Annotated in this window: 12 protein-coding genes; 9 read left to right on the top strand and 3 right to left on the bottom strand. The window is 71.7% G+C overall.

Translation table 11 applies throughout. The features are described 5' to 3' along the window. Nucleotides 1-363: 363 nt before the first annotated feature. Entirely contained in the window at nucleotides 364-555 is a 192-nt protein-coding gene (locus tag ACFZDC_RS41350) for a zinc ribbon domain-containing protein (RefSeq protein ID WP_333778993.1), read from the bottom strand. A 287-nt stretch (nucleotides 556-842) separates the two neighbouring features. Between ACFZDC_RS41350 and ACFZDC_RS41345 the strand changes: the two genes are divergently transcribed. Further along, complete coding sequence (locus tag ACFZDC_RS41345; RefSeq protein WP_391332188.1) at nucleotides 843-3,374, top strand: Helicase associated domain protein; 2,532 nt, start codon at nucleotides 843-845, stop codon at nucleotides 3,372-3,374. Between the two features lie 278 nt (nucleotides 3,375-3,652). Here ACFZDC_RS41345 and ACFZDC_RS41340 read toward each other — a convergent pair whose 3' ends face one another. After that, on the bottom strand, nucleotides 3,653-4,111 hold the full coding sequence (locus tag ACFZDC_RS41340) for a hypothetical protein (protein WP_391332186.1): 459 nt from the start codon (nucleotides 4,109-4,111) through the stop codon (nucleotides 3,653-3,655). A gap of 352 nt (nucleotides 4,112-4,463) precedes the next feature. On the opposite strand from ACFZDC_RS41340, the gene ACFZDC_RS41335 reads away from it, so the two are divergent. From ACFZDC_RS41335 to ACFZDC_RS41300, 8 genes are all read left to right on the top strand, one after another. Then, nucleotides 4,464-6,824: a transposase gene (locus tag ACFZDC_RS41335; protein WP_391332184.1), complete on the top strand. Its 2,361-nt coding sequence runs from the start codon at nucleotides 4,464-4,466 to the stop codon at nucleotides 6,822-6,824. 634 nt (nucleotides 6,825-7,458) lie between these two features. Further along, on the top strand, nucleotides 7,459-7,728 hold the full coding sequence (locus ACFZDC_RS41330) for a hypothetical protein (protein ID WP_391332182.1): 270 nt from the start codon (nucleotides 7,459-7,461) through the stop codon (nucleotides 7,726-7,728). Between the two features lie 12 nt (nucleotides 7,729-7,740). Then, nucleotides 7,741-8,892 (top strand): helix-turn-helix domain-containing protein, encoded by a 1,152-nt coding sequence (locus ACFZDC_RS41325; protein ID WP_391332181.1) that lies wholly within the window; start codon nucleotides 7,741-7,743, stop codon nucleotides 8,890-8,892. A 288-nt stretch (nucleotides 8,893-9,180) separates the two neighbouring features. Next, nucleotides 9,181-10,416, top strand: coding sequence for a DNA-binding protein (locus ACFZDC_RS41320; RefSeq protein ID WP_391332179.1), 1,236 nt, complete (start codon nucleotides 9,181-9,183; stop codon nucleotides 10,414-10,416). Nucleotides 10,417-10,534: 118 nt separating this feature from the next. Then, entirely contained in the window at nucleotides 10,535-11,485 is a 951-nt protein-coding gene (locus ACFZDC_RS41315; RefSeq protein ID WP_391332177.1) for a TnsA-like heteromeric transposase endonuclease subunit, read from the top strand. Then, nucleotides 11,482-13,638: a transposase gene (locus ACFZDC_RS41310; protein WP_391332175.1), complete on the top strand. Its 2,157-nt coding sequence runs from the start codon at nucleotides 11,482-11,484 to the stop codon at nucleotides 13,636-13,638. Before ACFZDC_RS41315 ends, ACFZDC_RS41310 begins: the two co-directional genes overlap by 4 nt. A gap of 83 nt (nucleotides 13,639-13,721) precedes the next feature. After that, complete coding sequence (locus ACFZDC_RS41305) at nucleotides 13,722-14,702, top strand: TniB family NTP-binding protein (RefSeq protein WP_391332191.1); 981 nt, start codon at nucleotides 13,722-13,724, stop codon at nucleotides 14,700-14,702. A gap of 425 nt (nucleotides 14,703-15,127) precedes the next feature. Beyond that, nucleotides 15,128-15,301: a hypothetical protein gene (locus ACFZDC_RS41300; protein WP_391332173.1), complete on the top strand. Its 174-nt coding sequence runs from the start codon at nucleotides 15,128-15,130 to the stop codon at nucleotides 15,299-15,301. 487 nt (nucleotides 15,302-15,788) lie between these two features. On the opposite strand, the gene ACFZDC_RS41295 is transcribed toward ACFZDC_RS41300, so the two are convergent. Then, nucleotides 15,789-15,947, bottom strand: a complete 159-nt coding sequence (locus tag ACFZDC_RS41295) for a hypothetical protein (protein WP_391332171.1) — start codon at nucleotides 15,945-15,947, stop codon at nucleotides 15,789-15,791. Nucleotides 15,948-16,421 lie beyond the last annotated feature (474 nt).

The following is a 16,421-nucleotide window of genomic DNA, read 5'->3' as shown; positions in this document are numbered from 1 at the left end:
CCCGCGGAGCGGGTCCCATCGCGCTGCGCGCGATGCAAGCGAACACCCGCGCTGCGCGCGGGTGTTGCGCTTCCGCTCCGCGGAAGCGAGAGCGGCTCGCTGCGCTCCCCGCCAACTCCGCTGCTTCGCAGCGGAGTTGGCGCTCCTTGCGCTGCGCTCCAGGAGCGGGCCACTACGTGGCCGGCCCCGTGCTCCGCACGGGGTTTGGGGCGGTTCTCCGCTGCGCTGCGAACCGCGTGCAGCAGTAAGGGGTGGGCTCCTGCCGTGGAGCCGGGTGCCACGCTGTCAGCCTCCCCCCTTGGTCGCACATCAGGTGGGAGTGCGGTGCGCGGGCCGGCCGAGCTGCCGCGCGGCCTGCTGGGATCACTTGTGCTGCTGTTCAGTGCGGCCTTCGAAGTCGCGCCGGATCGCGGCTCCCTGATCCTCGATCAGTCCGGCCTGGTCGGGGAGGTCGAGGACCGCACCGCAGTGGTTGCACAGCTTCCCGTCTTCGGCGGGCGTGCCGCAGGCCTTGCAGAACCGGTTGCCTCGAGTGTTGTCGGTGTTGTGGGTCATGGCTCTCCTGGTCGGGTGGGCGGCAATGGAGGCGGAGTACCCGTAGCTTGGGTGTTGATTCTTCGGCTCGTCTGCTTCATTTTGTGGTTAGGATAGAGTCTGGAATTGAGTGGCCGTGCCTCTGTGAGTGTGTGGCCTGCTGGAGGGCGGTCATTTTGGCTCCAGGTCGAGGATGTGGACCTGTGCTGTACGGATGGGCTGCTGACCAAGTCCCTTGGCAGCCAAGGCTAGTTGCCCGTGTTGCGGGGTGAGGACTGTCGTCCGGCTTGCAGGAGGATTGGACCGTAGTGGCTGCGAAGGAACTCCGTCCGCATCAGCGGGAAGCCGTGGATGCAGTACTCCGGGCGCTTGAATTGCCTGCAAGATCGTCTGTGCCCGAGCGGGGCCTGCGGACCCAGGTGATCATGGCTACCGGATCGGGCAAGACCCTGGTGGCCACCCGGAGCGCTGAGGAGCTCCGTGCGGGCCGTGTCCTGGTCCTCGTGCCCTCCCTGGACCTCCTCGCCCAGACCGAAGCCGCCTGGCGCGAGGCAGGGCGCACCGGGCCGATGATCGGTGTCTCCTCCCTGCGCGGGGAGGAGGCGTCCTTCCCGAACACCACGGACGTGGACGAGCTGGTCGCCTGGGTCCGGCCGTTCGACCGCGTCACCGTGTTCGCCACGTACGCCTCCCTCGGACTGGGCACCCTGGAACGGGCCCACGCCGCGGGTCTTCCGGGGTGGTCGCTGATCGTCGTGGACGAGGCGCACAGGGTTTCGGGCAGGATCGGCCGGCCGTGGGCGGTCGTCCACGACAACACCCGCATCCCCGCGCTGCGCCGGCTGTACATGACCGCCACCCCGAGGCTGTGGCAACTCGACGAGGACACTGAGGCTGCACCGGGCGCACCGGGTGAGCTGGTCGCGAGTATGGAGGACTCCCCCGACTCGCCCTTCGGCAGCCGGTGTTACACGCTGACGTTGTCCGAGGCGATCGACCGCGGGATCTGCGCGCCGTACCAGGTGGTGTGCCTGGACATCACCGACAGCCAGCTCCAGGCGGCGCAGCTGCTGGGTGTGGAGGGCCGCTCGGACGAGGTGCGGGGGGCGCGGCTCGCTGCTCTGCAGACGGCGTTGGTGAAGGCCTCGGCCGAGGAGGGCTTTGGGCGGACGCTGGTCTTTCACCACCAGGTGAAGGAGGCCGAAGCGTTCGCGGCCGGTCTCCCCCGCGTGGCCGGCCGGCTGCACGCCGCCGACCCCGAGCTGTACCCGCGCGACGTGTGGGCGGACTGGCTGTGCGGCGAGCACAAGCCCCACCACCGACGCCGAGTCCTGCACGAGTTCTCCCAGGGAGTCGCCGCTGACGGCACCGTCGTGGAGAAGACGTTCCTCGGGTCCGTCCGGGTGCTCGGCGAAGGCATCGATACATCCCGCTGTGACTCTGTGTACTTCGCGGACGTCCGCGGCTCCATGCCCGACCTCGTCCAAGCCGTCGGCCGCGCCCTGCGAGTGCGGCCGGGCGAGGGCAAGATCGCCTCACTCGTGGTGCCGGTCCTGCTCGGGCCCGGCGAGACGGTGGACAGCATGCTCACCTCACGGGCGTTCGCCGGGTTGGCAAGGCTCTTGGAAGCGCTCCGCGCGCACGACGCCCGCGTCGTGGAGGCACTCGCCGAGCCACAGGCACGCAGCCGTGTCAGAGGCGTACAGACCCGCTCCGCAGAGGGCAGCGACGAGGCCGGAGAGGGCCCGGACGCCGACGAGCAGGCCCGGCTGTCGATGCCGGCCCGGGACCTGCTGAAGTTCTCCACCCCACGCGACCCCGCCCAACTGGCCGCCTTCGTCAACCTCCGCGTCCTCAACCCCGAACACGCCCACTGGCGGCGCGGCATCGAAGCCGCCACCCTCTACCAACGGCTCCACGGGGACCTGAAGGTGCCGTTCACGTACCGCGTGCCCGGCCGCGACGACAAGGCGGTGGAGGCCGAGGGGTGGCCGGCCACGCTCGCCGGGTTCCCACTAGGGCAATGGATCGCCGACGCCAGAAGGCTCTACGCCCGCGGCGACATGGACACCGACCGCATCGCGCAGCTGGAGAAGCTCGGCATGGTCTGGTCACACTACGACGTCGCCTGGGAAGAAGGCCTCGCCGCCGCTCGCGGATGGGCCGCCGAAGCGGGCCACCTCCTAGCCCCGACGGACGCCACCTACAAGGGTTACCGCGTAGGGCTGTTTCTGAAGAACGCGCGGGCGGCCGCCCGGCGAGCGGCCATGAACGAGCAGCGGCGAGCCGAAGGACTGCCCGTTCAATCCGCGGCCAGCGCACTGCCGGAGGAACGGCGCGAGCAACTGGAGGACATCGACCCGGCCTGGTGCCCCGCCTGGCCAGTGGAGTGGCAGCGGTGCTTCCACCTGGTCCGCATGCACCTGGAGTCCGGCGGCGAGCTGCCGACCGAGCCGGGCACCGTCGTGCACCAGGGCGAAGACCTTGGCCGGTGGGTGCGCTCCGTCCGCCTCGGCTGGGACAACCTCACCACCGTGCAGCAGTGGCTGTGTGAGCAGATCCTCGGGATCACCCCCGCGACCGAGGAAGAGAGGCCGAAGCCACGCCGTAGCCAAGCCGACAAATGGGCCCTCAACCTCGCCGCAGCCACCCAGTACTACGAGCGTGAGGGACACCTCCGCGTGCCCAGGAAACACGTCGAAACGATCACCGTTGGCGAGGACCAGGAGGAACGGGAACTCCGACTCGGGGCATGGATCAGCAACCAGCGCAGCCGAGCCGCCACACTGTCGCCCGAGCGCGTGGAACAGCTCTCCACCATCGGCATGCGCTGGACGTAACCCAGACCGCGGTGGACGTATCCCAGACGTACGCAGTGCCCGCAGCGCCCGCGAAGCGGGCGCATGGCGTACATATCGCGTACATGGTTCGCATCAGTGCGCGGGTTGTTCCGGCTGGCTGATCTGCCGTCGTTGCCCGAGGCGGTCGCGCGCGCCTCGCCCAGAGCCCCCGCGACCGCGGCCTCGGCCAGCGCAGACGTGTGCGGAAAGCGGCCCGGCAGCGCCAGAGCGTCGAACACCGCCCACCTCATCGCCCGCCTCCGGCACCGGCACCCACGTCACCTTCCAGCCCGGAGGCAATGAAGCGCCATCCGCACGGCGACGGTCTTGCCCCGGCCCGGGTCACCGAACACACACACCGCGCCCTGGGTCGCCATCGCCTGCCCGACCGCCTCAGCCACCGCCCGCACCGACGACGTCCGCACCAGCTGCGCACCCGCCGGCAACACCACACCCGCCACCGCACCGCTCTCCCCCACCGACGCGGCCGCGACCGCCTCCGGCACAGGGTGCGGCGGCCGGCGCGCAGACGTCTTCACCGCGCCGCCCTCCCACGGGCCGGCCAGAGCAAGGTCAGCCAGCGCCTTCCTCGTCTGCTGCTCCTCCCGCGCCCGCCGCACCACCACGCGATCCGGCAGGACCCTGCTGGCCTGAAGGTCCCTGCGCACCACCCGGTGCAACGACGCCAGCAGATGCCGGTGCAGCGCCGCTACGTTCCCTCCCGCCTGCGCCAGCACCTCCCACGCCTTGGTCAGACAGCTCCAGCCGGGCCCGCGGCCTGCGCTCCATGCGGCCCTGCGTGCGCGCCGCCTCCAGCCAGCGCCACACCGTGCGCACATTCACCCCGACGACCTGAAATGCGGTCACTGCGCAGTCGTGTCCGGGTCGGGCTGAGCCGCCGGCAGACCCAGCCCCGCCCCGGCCGAGTGGTGGCGGCCGCGGTGCCGACGGGGATACAGGCGAGGGCTTCCGCTACCGGGCCGCACCCGTGCTCGTTGCCCGTGCATCGGCGGCGAGGCCGGCCAGGGACGCACGGCGTGCTAGCGGGCGCTTCGACGTGTACGGAGTCGCGGGCTGGAGGCGGTTGGGGTGGAGGGGGTCGTCCGGGTGGTGCCCGCGGCGAGTGAGACGACGTGGTCGTTTCTGCACCGGGTGGCGGCCGCCTACCGGCTGCAAGTGACCGACTTGGCGGGTGGGTGGCGCTGGCCCAGCCCGGTGCGGCGCAGAAACGGTGAACGTCCCGATGGCGAGGTGCTGCTCGACGCCATCGCGCAGGAGCAGCTGGCCGGGTGGTGCCGGGTGCCGGTAGCGCATCTGGCCCGGGCGCTGCCGTCGTGGCAGGCCGGACCTCAAGCGCTGGACGGGCATGACGGTGGTGGGATGGGACGGGCGAGGTGGCGGGTGGGGCCGCTGGAGTGGGGGCCGGTGGCGTTCGGCTGCCGGGCGTGTGCGGCCCGGCGCGGGACCGGCGGCCGGCCGGTGTGGGCCTACCGGCCGGCGTGGCGACGCTGGTGCGCGCCCCACGGCCGGTGGCTACTCGCCGTGGGTGAGGGGCATCCGCTGGAGTTCACCGAAGTGACCGCTATGGCCGCCGAGTTGGGCCGGGCGCAGCGGCGGTGGAGCCGGGTGGAAGCGGCTGCGCACGCGGCCGGCGTCCAGCGGCGGGAGGTGTTCGCGCTGGCGCGGGCGGTGGTGTGCGGATGGTGGCAACAGGAGGAATTTTGGGCGCGGGAGCAGGCATGGGGGCCGCGCCTGGAGCAGGTCGTGGCGGCGACCGCCCGGCAGGCCGGCCACCCGCAGGGCTGGGAAGCGGAGCAGTGGCGTCTGCTGGTGCAGGATGTGGTGGTGTTCCCGGAACTCGCCCTGGTGGCGCAGGCGCTGCTGGATCCCCGCCTGCAGGACCTGGCCGCCGTGGACGGCGCGAGCGGCCTGGTGCGCGGCGGCGACTGCGGCCGGGTTGTTGCCGCCTTGGGTGAGCGGCTGGGACGGGACTGGCTCGGTGAGGCGGAAGTGCAGGCTGCTTCTGGCGTGTTGGCGTCCTGGGCGCAGGCCGTGGTCCGCCGACGGCGCGGTACGGCCGGATCACGTTCCCGGCAGGACCGGCACGGAATGTGGTGGGTGCCCGCCGCGCACCGGCCCGCAGAGGTGAGCACGGGACTGCAGCAGCCACCCGGCCCGCGCGGCGGGTACGCGGGCACGGACAGGCGGGACGGAAAGGCGAGCGCGGGCGTCTGGCGAGCGGGGCTGACGGTGCCGCGGCGGGTGGGTCCGGGACGGGGCCTTCAGCACTGGCGCGCGCAGCTGTTCGCCCAGGGGCTGGAGCAGGCCCGCCGTCATGTTGAGCACTTCGGTCATCTGGCCGTCCCGCACACCGACACCCGGGCGGGGGACGGATTCGATCTGGGGCGGTGGTTGGCCAACCGGCGTGCCGAGGCGGCGTCGTTGACGGGTGAGCAGGCGGCGCAGCTTCGCGAGCTGGATGCGTGGTGGAACCCGCCCTGGCCGCTGGACTGGCAGCGCGCCTGGTATCGGGCCCGCGCCCACGTCCAAGCCCACGGAATGGTGGGGGGCGGGGACAATCTGGAGGGGCTGCCGCGCTGGCTCGAGCGGTGGCTGCGCCACCAGATCACCCACTACCCCCAGCTGCACGACGACCAGCGGCGCCTGCTCGGCCACCTCGGTCTCACCGAACGCGAGGTGGCCCGCTTCCACACCTGGCCGCACCGTCGTCGGCCGCTCGCCGACGGTGTGACCGCAGCCCGCGCTCACGCCGGCCGCCACGGCCATCTCGCCCTCTCCCGGCCCACCGCCTTCGACGGCTTCCCCCTGGGCACCTGGCTGGCCCGCGCCCGAACCCGCCAACGCCAGGCGGGACGGCCCACCCGGCTGGGAGCACAGCTGAACGCCCTCGACATCTGGTGGGACCCGCCCTGGCCCCTGGCCTGGCAGCGCATATGGTGGGCCTGCCACCATCACCTGACCGGACTCCCCCAGGGCCTTGAGTGGTGGCCGGGCGCCCCGGGCGCCGACCACGCCACCGCCTGGCTCACCCAGCAGGCCGCTCGCCGACCGCTGCTCCAGCCCGCACAGCAGGACCTCCTCGACGAACTCACCACACTGGCCGGCCACACGCCCGGCTGGCGGCCGAGGATCACCGACCACGCCTGGCAGATCTTGTCCCCGCTGCTGCCCCCGCTCCCCCACCACGGCGGACGCCGCCGCAACGAACGCCAGCTCCTGGAGGCCATCCTCCACATCACCTCCACCCACCAGCCCTGGACCCAACTCCCCCACGCCCTGGGCCCCTTCCAGACCTGCCTCCACCGCTACCACCAATGGCTGAGCGACGGCACCCTGGCCCGCATCAGCCACACCCCGCTGCCCGAAGCCGACCAGCACTGGCAACACCGCCTGGCCACCCATCTCGACCAGGCGGCGAGCAGCGGATGACGGCGCGTCTGGCCGCCCCGCTGACGTACGGGCGGGCGCCGTTCACCTGGGGTGCACGCGTCGGCCGGCACCTGCTTTGATCCTCGGCCGGGGAAACGACGAAGCCGGCGCCCGCGGGGCGGGTGCCGGCTTGGTGCGGGCAGGTCACGCGCCAACGTGAGGCTGCCGGGTGTCCTTGTCAGCATCGGTTGCAGCCAGTAGCGGTTCAAGGACGTACGCGGGCCGGAAGGACCGGCCTCGTCGTGTTCTGCTGGCCACCATCACTTACAGATGGCGGCCTGGGCAAGCCGAGTATGGACACCGGTGAGCCAGAGCGGCAGGGCAGACGGCCGGTTCATGTGGTGCCGGCGCGGCCGTGCTGGTCAGGGAGCATGTGGGTGGCGGGATGCGGCGAAGGGGTGAGAACCGCTCTCTTGGACACCGCTGAACCAAAAGACCGACATATCAAATCTATGGGACATTACGGGCGGTGCTGTCTCTGCGGAGACCGGCGCGGGACTGGAATGATGGCGGCATGCCCGGCGCGGTCGGTGACGCCAATCACCCTCGCGCACACGGGCTTTGCAGCCAGTAGCCGTTCAACTGCCCCGCATTTGCCGTGCGTTGATGCCGGGGCCTTCGAAAGGACCCGCGCATGTCGATCGACAGCAGCCCTGTGCCACCGGCCAGGGACGACCATCCGGACACGGCGCCCCGGTTCGGCGCGCCACAGGCCTTCACGGCCGTCTCGTTCCCCGTCCTGGGCGCTGCCCTGCACCTGGCCGGGATGCCGGTCAAGGACATCTTCGTGCTGCTGAGCGGCTGCGGCGCCCTGGGCGCCGCGGCAGTGGTCGCCGTTGCCGGCGGCCGGCGCCGCCTGGCCCCGCTGGCCGCCGCGGTGCTGGGTGCGGTGGCCGGGAAGTAGGCGGGCCCGGCAATGGGACGCAGAGAAAAACCGGTCGACCACAGCCGGCCCGCGCGCGGCCGGCTGGCCGAACACCTGCGCCGCTGGCGGGAGTCGGCCCAGATGAACTACGAGACGCTGGCCGGCCGAACGGGCCTGTCACCGGCCACCCTGAAGCGGGCGGCCTGCGGCACCACAGTTCCCAAACGTGCCACAGTCGAGGCCTACATCGCAGGCTGCGGCGGCGACCAGGACGCGGTGGGAGCCGCGGACGAGCTGTGGCGCCGGGCGCGCATCGAAGAACGCGGCCGGCTCGCACAGCTGCATGCACCTCGGCCTGAACTCATCGGCGACGAGGGCGACTTGAGCCGGGCACTGGAGGTGGTGTTCGAGCAGGCGGGGGCGCCGAGCCTGCGCGACATCCGCGATCGCTCGGGCAACCCGCTCGCCCTGCCGGTCAGCAGCGCGGCCCGCATCGTCAACCGCGACACCATCCCCGCCGACCAGCAACAGCTGCAGGCCTTCCTGGCCGGCTGTGGCGTCCCGCCCGAGCGGCATACGCCGTGGCTAGCGGCCTTCGCCAAGATCAGCAGCCAGTCCGCCGGCCTTACCGGGGCCATGCCTGCCGTCGACGTTCCCGGGTCGGACGCCGAGCGCCGGGTGGCGCTGCGCCAGCGGCGTCAGCGGGTAACGGACCTGGCGGCCTTCTGGTCCGCCATGCAGGGCGAGGCCCTCCAGCCGCTGGCACTGGATGATCTGCTCACCAGCTACATGATCACAGAGGCCGGCCGCAACGGGCTCACCGCGGACCAGGCCCGCCCCTGGCAACCGGACTACCTGGTGCAGCACGACGGCAAGTACCTGATTGTCGAGGTGAAGAACGCCTCCGGCCCCAAGCGCGGTCCGCAGGCCGGCGGCGCGGTGACAGCACCGCGCAAACCCCCGGGCGGCCCCAACCCCGCCACCGCGCGCAGGCAGCCCGGCCGGGCATACCCTGCGCCGCTCCCGCCGGTGACCGGTACCACTCCCGCGCGCAGCATCACCCCGGCAGGCAGCCCGGACCCGCACCATCCGCCAGCCGGACAACTCCCGGTCCCGGACCGGAGCACAACAGCACCGGATGACTGGTTCAGCGCTTTCCGCTTGTGCGAGGAGGCCGCCTCCACCGCACCCAACGCCGCTTGAACAGGCCCCACTCATCCCCGGTCCCCGAGCCCGCAGAAGGCCGGTGACCGGGGATGCTCCGCCACGTCACACACGACCGAGGCCGAAGTGATCAGTTTGTCCCCCGATGACGCGCCGCATCCCGCGGGAGTCCTGCGCACCGCACCGTTACCGGGAGAGACTACGTCCTCGCTGGTCAGCCGCCTCGCACACCGGTATGGCCTTCAGGAAAAGGCTCTGCGGTCCTGCTGGCAGTGGCGCAACTACCCGCCCCGGCACGAGAGCGGGAATCTGCGGGCCGATGCCGAGGTGCTGCTGAACACGGCCGGGCAGCAGATGCTGACCCGGCTGTGCGGGGTCGGACAGGACGTGCTGGCACGGGCGTTGCCGACCTGGGGGCAGCAGGACGCCAAGCTGCCGGCCGCACCGGACGCGGAGCCGGCGGCGGCGTGGCGGATCGGCGGCGCGCTCGCCGGGCCGGTGGCGTTCGGCTGCCGCCTGTGCACCGTCCGGCGGACCGGGGCGGCGGACCGGGTGGTGCGGTATACGGCGCGCTGGCAGCGGGTGTGTGCCCGGCACGGGCGGTGGCTGCTGGACGCGGACGCCGACCAAGGTCCCGAGCATCTCGATCTGCGCAGCGTGCCGGAAGTCATCGCGGCGCAGCGACAGTGGGCCACAGTGGCGCGGCGGGCGGTGCGGGCCGGGACTGAGCCGGAGCGGGTGTTCGCGCTGGCGCACGCGGTGGTCGCCCGCTGGTGGGAACAGGCCATTGACTGGGAGCAGGAGAGGATCTGGCCACGCCGCCTGCACCGCCTGGCGGGCGGCAACGCCGGTGAAGATCCGGGGTGGTGGCGGATCGTGGGACGGGACGCGGCCGTCTTCCCCGAGATCGTGGCCGTCGCCGGTGCGCTGCTGGACCCGGCCATGGCCGAGCTGGTCTGGATGGACAGCGGGGCCCTGCGGCCGCGGCCGCTGCCTACCGACGGGATGTTCTGCCACCGCCTCGGCGAACGGGTCGGACGCGCCTGGCTGGGACCGCTGGCCGCGACCGACTACGGCAGCCCACTGACGTCCTGGATGGGCGCCGTCATCCGCCGGCGCCGCGGCGAAGGCGGACCGCCCGGATACGAGTCCGACCTGTGGTGGCTGCGCCAGGAACACCAGGCCGCGACCATGGCCGGACAGCTGCGGGTGCTGGGCAAGGAGAAGAAGACGCCCGGCGCGGGAAGGACGTGGCGGGCAGCGGTACCGCCCGAACAGCGCGCCCAGATCACCCGGGCGATCGAGAGCGCCCAGGAACAGCTGATCCAGCTGCGCGGCGCTCAGTACGGCAAGACCGCCGACGCCGCGCAGCAGTTGCTGCGCACCCTCAGCCACGCCGCCACGCTGATCAACCAGGCCGTACGGGAGACCGCAACGGCGGCCCTCACCGCCGGGATGGCACTGGAGGATCTGGCGCACTGGGCCCGCCTGCCGGCCGACGTCCTGGCGGATGCGCTCGTGGCCGATCACGACGAGCGGCCGGCAGCGCAGTGGTGGGTGTGATCAGGAGACGACGGGTGTGCGCGATCCTTTGCGCAGCGGCAGCTCCTTGTCCGGTGCCGTGTGGTCAATATGCGTGAAGCCGCCCGCGCCGCGGGCAGGACGGGCTTGACTGGGCCGGGTGGGCAGCAAGGACGCTGCGGCCAAAGCGGGCGGCCGCGCACAGTACGCGCAGGCGGATACCGGGTCCGGGTGGGAGGCGGTCTTCCTCGACCCTCTCGGGCAGGTGGTGCAGCAGCGGTGGGCGGACGCCGTCCTCGCCGTCGCCTTCGAGGAGCTGGAGCCGGTCTCGGCGTTCCCGGTGGTGCCCGGGCGGCGGTGGGGGCCGGGCCTGTGGTGGTCGGCCACGACCGGCCGGCACGTGTCCTGCGGGTCGGCCGCGATGCGGGCGCAGCTGATGGTGCTGGACCGCGACCCCAAGGTGGTGGGCCTGGCCGGGCGGCCGGTGCGTGTGCTGTGGCGGGACAGGCGCGGCCAGGTGCGCTCGTGGACGCCGCAGCTCTTCGCCCGCTACCGCGACGACACCGCCCTGCTGGCCGACTGCCCCAGCCGCCCGGAGACCGGCGGACAGCGGGCCTTGGAGGCCGCCACGGTTCTTCAGGCGGCGTGCGCTCAGGCCGGCTGGACCTACCGGCGCTTTGAGCCGCTGGAGGACATCCTGGCCGCCAACCTGAAATGGCTGGCCGGCTACCGCCACCCCCGCAACGCCGGCCGCCTGGGCCTCATGCCCGCTGTCCTCGAAGCCTTCACGCGGCCACGGCCGCTGATCGAGGGCGCCGAAGCAGTCGGCGACCCGATCGAAGTCCTCCCCGCCGTCTTCCACGCCCTGTGGCACGGGCAGTTGACCACACCCCTGGACGTGCCGCTGCACGAGCGGGCCCTCCTCAGCCTCGGCCCCGGCCCCGGCCCCGGCGGTCAACAACCTCGGCCCGACAGCAACACCGGCACCAGCACTTCCACCGGCACCGGCAGGTCCGCCTCCAGCAGCGCGCCGGCCGGTGACCGCCCCGCAGCGGACGGCGCCGGCGGCGCGGCGCGCGCAGCCGGCCGCCGCCGCGGGGGCGGCCGGTGAGCGGGCGGCACACCGGCAGGCCGGTGCTCGAGATCGGCGCGCACGTCCGCTTCCGGGAGTCCACCTGGCAGGTCGTCGCTGTGGCCGGGCAGCTCATCCACCTGGCGGGTGAGAGCGCAGACGAGAGTGTGCTGGCCGGGCACCTGTTCGCCGATGCGTCCTTCTGCATCGTCGGCACCGAGAGGCCGCAGGCGGTGACGCAGTGGGGTTTGTTCGAGACCGCGCCCGAGGACGCGCGCCGCAGGGCGCTGGCGTGGCAGCGCCACATCCGCGAGGTGGAATCCGGCCTCCCCGGCGAGCCCAGCGCCAGCTCGGTGCCCCGGGCCGAGTACGACCCCGACCGGTTCACGCTCGCCCAGCGCGAGCAGGCCAAAGCCGCCGAGCTGACCGCGAGCGGCTTCGGGACCGTCTCACGCACCACCGTGCAGCGCATGCGCCTGGCCTACCGCAAACAGGGCCTGTGGGGGCTGCTCGACCACCGCACCACCCGCCGCCCGAGCCCCGCGGGGCGCACCGACGACCGGGTCATCGCCGCGATCGAGGAAGCCCTGCGCCGCCAGCGCGGCCGCTCCAAGGGCACCGTCAAAGGCCTGATGCCCCTGGTCGCGCAGATCCTCGCCGACCGGCACGGCCCCGGCACGGTGCCGATGCCCTCCCAGGCCACCTTCTACCGGCTCATCCACCAGCTCGCCGGGCCCGCCGAACACCCCCACCGCCCCGCTGCCGGCCCCAACACCCCGGCCGGCCGACGGGCGTTCACCCCAACCGTGGCACTGCGGCCGGGCGAGCAGGTCCAGGTCGACACCACCCTGCTGGACGTGATGGCCGTCTTCGACGACGGCACCACCGGACGGCCCGAGCTGACCATCGCCGTCGACGTCGCCACCCGCGCCATCCTCGCCGCCGTCCTGCGCCCGGCCGGCACCCAGGCCGTCGACGCCGCCCTGCTGCTCGCGGAGATGGCCGTCCCCCACCCCGCCCGCCCGACCTGGCCCGACGCCCTGCACCTGGCCCACACCCCACTGCCCCAGCTGAAGCGGCTGATGAGCCTGGACGAACGCCTCCAGGGCGCGGCCGCACGGCCGGTCGTAGTGCCCGAGACGATCGTCGTCGACCGGGGCAAGGTCTACTTGTCCGCGGCGTTCACCGCGGCCTGCGAGATCCTCGGCATCAGCGTCCAGCCCACCCCGCCCCACGCCCCCAACGCCAAAGGCATCGTCGAGCGCACCTTCGGCACCCTCAACGCGCTGTGGTGCCAGCACCTGCCCGGCTACACCGGATCCGACGTCACCCGCCGCGGAACGGACACCGAAACCGAGGCCTGCTTCAGCGTCCCCCAGCTGCAGGACCTGCTCGACGAATGGCTGATCCACTACCACCACCGCCCCCACGAAGGCCTGCGCCACCCCACCCTGCCCAAAAAAGCCCTCACCCCGAACCAGATGTGGGCCGCCCTCATCGCCGTCGCCGGCCACGTGCCCCTCCCTCTGAGCGGCAGCGACTACCTCGAACTGCTGCCCGTGCGCTGGCAGCCCATCACCGCACGCGGCATCCGCATCGACCACCGCACCTACGACGCCGACGTCCTTACCCCCTACCGCGGCCAGCCCTCCCCCGTCAGCGCACGCGGCGGCAAATGGGAGATCCACACCAACCCCCACGACGCCCGCCAGGTCTTCATCCGCCTCCCCGACGGACACCTCACCGAAATCCCCTGGATCCACCGCGACCACATCCACGCTCCCTTCAACAACGCCACCTGGCAGCACATCAAAACCACCACCACCCGCGTGAGCGACGACCGCGACACCCACGAGGCCGACCTCGCCGACGCCCTCGACCAGCTCATGCGCCGCGCCCACACCCGCACCGCCACCCCCCGCGAACAACGCCTGATCACCCGCACCGCACCCCTGAAAACACCCTCGCCCCCCGCCGCCACCCGTCCGCCCACCCCGCACCAGGCCGACGGCGCCGGCCGGCTCGCCGACGGCTGGGACGACGACACCCTCGACGACCTCGACCCCCCGCCCGACAACCAAGAACAGGCCGACGACCATGACCCGGCCGACGACGAAGCCGGCGACACCGCCCCCGTCCCGTACACCGGACTCGGCCTCTACGACCCCGCCCAGGAAGCCCTCAACTGGTGACCCACCCCGCATCCCGCCAGCACACCCCCACCCCCACCACACCACCGCCGCCCGGCCCGCACCCAGCACAGCCGGACTGGCCGATCACCACCTGGCAGGGCTGGCAGCACTTCGCCACCACCCCACCCCCCACCCCGCCCCAGCCCGGCGACCCGCCCCGCAGCACGGAAGAACGCCTCGCCTACCACTCCCAGTTCGTCACCGTGCGCACCCCCGCCATCAACACCCTCGCCACCCAGGTCCGCACCCTGATGCTGCTCGGCCGCCACCAGCAGACCACCGCCCGCCCCTCACTGATCGTCACCGGCCCCGCCGCCGCCGGGAAAACCACCGCCCTCCTCGAAGTCGGACGCGCCTGCCACCTCGCCCACACCCGCACACACCCCGCCCCGCCCGGACACGCCCACCAGCAGGTACCCGTCGCCTACCTCCTCGTCCCGCCCGGCGCCACCGCCAAAACCCTCGCCATCCAATTCGCCCACTACCTCGGCATCCCCGTCACCACCCGCATGACCCAGAACCAGATCACCGAAGCCGTCTGCCACACCTACACCGCCGCCGGCGTCCGCCTGATCCTCATCGACGAAATCCACCGCCTCAACCCCCGCACCACCACCGGCGCCGAAGCCACCGACCTCCTCAAAGACCTCACCGAGCGCGTCAAAGCGACCTTCGTCTACACCGGCATCGACGTCGCCTCCACCCCCCTGTTCACCGGCGTCCGCGGCGCCCAACTCGCCGGCCGCGCCAGCCTCATCACCTGCGGCCCCCTCCCCGCCCGCCACGGCCACACCCGCCCCTTCACCGACCTCATCACCGACATGGAAACCGCCCTCGACCTCCACCACCACACCCCCGGCACACTCCCCCGCCACGCCACCTACCTCCACCAGCGCACCGCCGGCCGCATCGGAAGCCTCGCCCGCCTCATCCGCCAAGCAGCCATCGCCGCCATCTGCGACGACACCGAACGCATCACCAAAAAATCACTCGAAGCCATCCAGCTCGACCACCTCGCCGAAGAAGCCAGACGCCCAGGCACCCGCCAATCAGCGACGGCATGATGCGGACATGAAGAAGACGAGAGGTACACCGGCCCAGGAGGAGTCCGCTGCCCTCTGCGGCCGGGCATGGGACGTCCTGATCCCCGCCCGCGCCGACTACCTGGCAGGCGTCTCACCGCACTACGACGAGGTCTTCCACGACGTCGCACAACGCACCGAGCACACCGGCAGCCTCGGCAAGACGGACATCGCAGCCCTGGTCGTCTGGAAACGGCTGACCGCACAAACCCGTTGGGTGTCGGCGCTCCCTGCCGGACACCCAAGTACGAGCCGTCACCGAGCGGGCCGTCACCGCTGCCCGCGACACCACCGTCCCGCGCAGCGAGGCCGCCCGCCAAGGGCGCGGCATCATCGGGGAACTGCCCGGCTTCCGCACCGGCGACGCCCTCGCCTCAGCCGTCCTGACCGCAGCAGCACCCGCCCGGATGGCCGTCTACGACCGCCGCGTCCAACACGCCCTCACCACCCTCGGCCTCACCCTCACCCCCACACCGGGACGCTACGGCCGCTACCTCCAACTCCTCGACGACCTCCTCAGACACGGCCGACCACACGCCGACGGCTGGACCGCACGCGACATCGACACCGCCCTGTACTGAACCAGCGCCAACCCACCAACAGCCCCGCCCACCCAACAAACCCCTGACCAGCACAAACCCACACCAGCCCATTAGATGACAGAAACCATCACCCACACCACACCCACCGCTACCAGCAACCCCAACACCACAGACCACACACCCCGCCCCCACCGCCCCCAACACCCAAAACACAGCCGAACTCTTCTCAGAGAACCCCCAACACCCCAGCTCACACCCACCCACCCACACCAACTACATAGCCCTCAATCACACTCCGTCAGCCAGCGTCAGGGCTGCCTGGTGTTGAGACCGGTCAGTCATCTGGTAACCAACAGGCATCGCCTACGGATGGTCAGCGAAGCGGTGGAGAGGGCGACGCCGGTGCCGATCTCATGCTGCGTCCAGCCGGTCGTGTCGAGCAGCAGGCCCTCCAGCTGCGGGCCGTGTCGGCCGGCCGGAAGCGATAACCGATCGAGCAGACTCCTGTACGGCAATTCCGGGGAGCTCAGCCGAACGGCAGCAGTTCAGCCTTCGCCGTCTGGGTCTGCTGCGGGCGCCGGAGCTGCGGCTTGAGCATCAGCAGGTCCATGAACCGCTTCGGCGGCGGGTAGCCGCCTGACTTCGCGGTGAGGAACTCGCCGACGAGCAGGATCCGTGCGCTCACCGTGGTCGCGTCGGCGAGAACGGGATGGAGCTCACCTAAGGGCTGTCCCGTAACTGATCTTTGAGGTTGCCAGTTCCGGGTCCGTCGGCCCGCTCGCAGCTCGGGCGCCGAGAGGTAGCTCTCGTGGTGGAGGGCGGATCCTCTGTGCGGATGACGCGTGTCGTCGCCGTTCGGATCATGATCGAGTCATGCCAATCATGCGGTCCTCGGAAGACACAGTGCGCCCCGTCCCGCGCCGGGCAGTCCGCCTTCGTCTGAGCAAGTGGCCTGGATACGCCGCTGCGACGTGGGGGTTCTTGTTCGCGGTACCCAGTTTCGTCTGGGCGACGGGCAATACTTTCGGCGCGCAGTCGACGGTGTCGCCGTCGTTGGTGAAGCTCGCTAGTAGGACTCCGTTAGGTCTGTCTCGCGGTCCTGTTTGGGGGCATGTTGGGGGTGTGGATGCACATGAAGTGAACCGTGCTCGGGCGCAGT

The sequence above is a fragment of the Streptomyces sp. NPDC007905 genome, assembly GCF_042959345.1.
In the GTDB taxonomy this organism is placed as follows: Bacteria; Actinomycetota; Actinomycetes; order Streptomycetales; family Streptomycetaceae; genus Streptomyces.
Note: the sequence above shows the minus strand (reverse complement) of the source record. Positions and strands in the feature narration are given on the sequence as shown.

Excerpts from the sequence above, each read along its gene's own strand:
- ACFZDC_RS41350 (WP_333778993.1), bottom strand. The coding sequence starts at position 555 with ATGACCCACAACACCGACAACACTCGAGGCAACCGGTTCTGCAAGGCC.
- ACFZDC_RS41330 (WP_391332182.1), top strand. The coding sequence starts at position 7,459 with ATGTCGATCGACAGCAGCCCTGTGCCACCGGCCAGGGACGACCATCCG.
- ACFZDC_RS41325 (WP_391332181.1), top strand. The coding sequence starts at position 7,741 with ATGGGACGCAGAGAAAAACCGGTCGACCACAGCCGGCCCGCGCGCGGC.
- ACFZDC_RS41300 (WP_391332173.1), top strand. The coding sequence starts at position 15,128 with ATGGCCGTCTACGACCGCCGCGTCCAACACGCCCTCACCACCCTCGGC.